The sequence below is a fragment of the candidate division KSB1 bacterium genome, assembly GCA_022562085.1.
In the GTDB taxonomy this organism is placed as follows: Bacteria; Zhuqueibacterota; Zhuqueibacteria; order Oceanimicrobiales; family Oceanimicrobiaceae; genus Oceanimicrobium.
On sequence record JADFPY010000471.1, the window covers coordinates 1 to 2,525 of the forward strand.

At 43.7% G+C, this 2,525-nt stretch carries 2 protein-coding genes; both read right to left on the minus strand.

Annotated features, from left to right (window positions below; translation table 11 throughout):
- Positions 1-1,498, minus strand: a 1,498-nt coding sequence (locus tag IH879_22365; protein ID MCH7677672.1) for an SNF2 helicase associated domain-containing protein, incomplete at its 3' end; no start/stop codon positions are given.
- 436 nt (positions 1,499-1,934) lie between these two features.
- The coding region (locus tag IH879_22370; protein ID MCH7677673.1) for a PQQ-dependent sugar dehydrogenase at positions 1,935-2,525 on the minus strand (591 nt) is incomplete at its 5' end.

Here is a 2,525-nt window from a genome sequence, read left to right on the forward strand (position 1 = left end):
TTTTCTTCAACGCTATTTTAATTTCTGCAAGCGACACCAAAACCCCGCCGATATCGATTTCCAATTCCAAATCAAACCAGTCAATACCGGACGTCACATTCACGCTTACCCTGGCAGCCGAGCGGTTGATTTTAAATTGTTTCAAATTTTCTTCGCCATAGACAACAAATCCCGCGGCCAGCAGTTTCGGAATCTCATCGTACAACCAATCCACTGTTTTGTTCTTACGTGTGTATATTCTCTCGCCCTGAATAACTTTCACATTGCTGTTCAATAAGAGATTATGCGCATCTTCTTCAGCCTTTCGATCACGAGTAACCCTGACAAATTTATTTTCTTGTAGCCCGCCGGCCCATATACTTTGCCGGGGATCCGACATCTCAACTTCCACCGGTCCATAGCAAAATTTCAGTTGAATTTCCATGCCCTCATCAAAGTCACTAAGGTACAATCGTTTTTCTGTGATCTCGCTGATACTTTCAGTCTCTACCTCATCGGGCAAGCGAAAATGATTGAAGATGTCTTTTTGCAGGGCGACCACCTCAAAAAACTCTGACACCTCTTCTTTGGGAATAAGCACCCGGTAATCTTTTCGCGTAAAGGGAGTCAGGCTTTTGGCGTCATGTTTCCCGGCAATTTCTATGATCTCATTGTCTCTGAGTAAACAAACAGGTTGCGAGGTCAAAACATAAAAACTGTGATCCAAAACGACTTCATTATTATCTAAAAGCAAATAAGGGCAGAAGTTCATGCCATCCTTTTCTTCAAGCAGCCGAAATTCAATTTTGCCCAAAGAATCGTGATAAATCAGCGTTTTGTTTTTACCGTCTTGCGGTGAAAAATATACCCGGCTTTCACGCAACAGATCGAAGATAACACCAACGTCAGCGCCAAAGTCGAATTTGTACAGGGCGGGGTCGCCGTAATACGCATTATAAAATGAGTTTGTGCGATTCCGCTTTTCGAGAAAGCTTAAGACCAAATTGTCATTTCGGCTGCGTTCAATTTCTGGCTTGCCAAAATCATCATAGGCAAGATTTCGCGGCACGCCGGGAGCGCCGTCCTTCTTGATCATTCGTTTTTGTGGACTAAGTGTCCAGCCATCGGATTCGACGCTAAGCGTATAAAGTAACTCCCATCTCCGTTTTGTTGTTTGGCTCTCCTCAGCCGAACCGATTTGAGTCAGGTAGTTTTGCCAACCGGATTTATTTTCGTTTTCCGGCCGCAAACCAAGGTCATAGAATTCCTTGGCTTCAAGAACGGCCGCGACCATATGCTTGCAATTATCCCAATATGGACAGCTGCATTCGCCATGGATATTATCTTTCTTATTGCTCCATACTTTTACCTCATACACATCCGTACCCGCGACCTCGGCCGTAAAAGAATCATTTGACAGGGAAATGATTTCAACCCGACCCTCTTGGTAATATCTTTGACCACGTTTAAAGATGTGTGGCTCAAATGAAGAACGAAGTTCTCGAATTGAAATTTGCATGGTTTGAAAAATGGTTCTTAGTTGAATCTATTTAGAAAACCATTTAAATAAATTATGCTATTAATGCAAGCAAAAAACTTCGTCATTCGCTGTATTATTCAAAAGCATTCAGCAAAAATTGATGATTATTTTTTAATAGGCGTGAATTGGGTTGGGGGGCGATCCGTAGAAACGGACCCTCTGATTTTACCGCTTCCTTGAAAAGGTGCAGATGATCACTAAAACCAATACTATAATCGGGAAAGACATTTTATCCGGATTCGAATTGAAGATCTCAAGGTGAAAGAACAATTTTCCTTATACTCTCTTAGATAGGAGCAGTCACGCGTTTTCAAGTCCATTGTAGGAGGAGTAACCTGATCTAAGATAAATTCGTAAAACTTGATTTGAAAATGGGAAGTTTATGAACATCTCGAAACCAGTTGGAGCGCTACTTTTAATCGCTTTGGGAAAACCTAAGAACCGTTCCGCCATAATCAACCACATAAAGCTCATTCTGCTCATCAACTCCAAAAGAAGAAATTGCAATTGAAGTATCGATCAGCAGGGAATCCGCTGTTACCGAGTTATTTTCATATCGCAGCATCCAGATTCTGCCGCTGGCAAAATCTCCATAAATATAGGCGCCTGCAAGCTCCGGATGCACAGACCCCCGGTAAATATAACCGCCGGTTACAGACTGGCCGTCCGAGCGGCCATAATCGACAATCGGCAGGGTTAAACCCCTTTGATCGCACCCGGAGGAAGGATTAAAGCAGTTGAATCCCTCCATGATGCGCCAGCCGTAATTGCCGCCTTTTTCAATCAAATCGATTTCTTCTTTTGCACCCTGACCGACGTCTCCCGCCCAAATCTCTCCGGATTGTCGATCAATGCTAAAGCGCCAGACATTCCGTAAGCCATACGCAAAAATCTCTTCCCGCACTCCGCCTCCTTCTCCGACAAAAGGATTATCCGCAGGAATACCGTAATTCAATCCGCCCGCAGGATTGTCGACATCGATTCTCAGCAGACTTCCAAGCAGGGT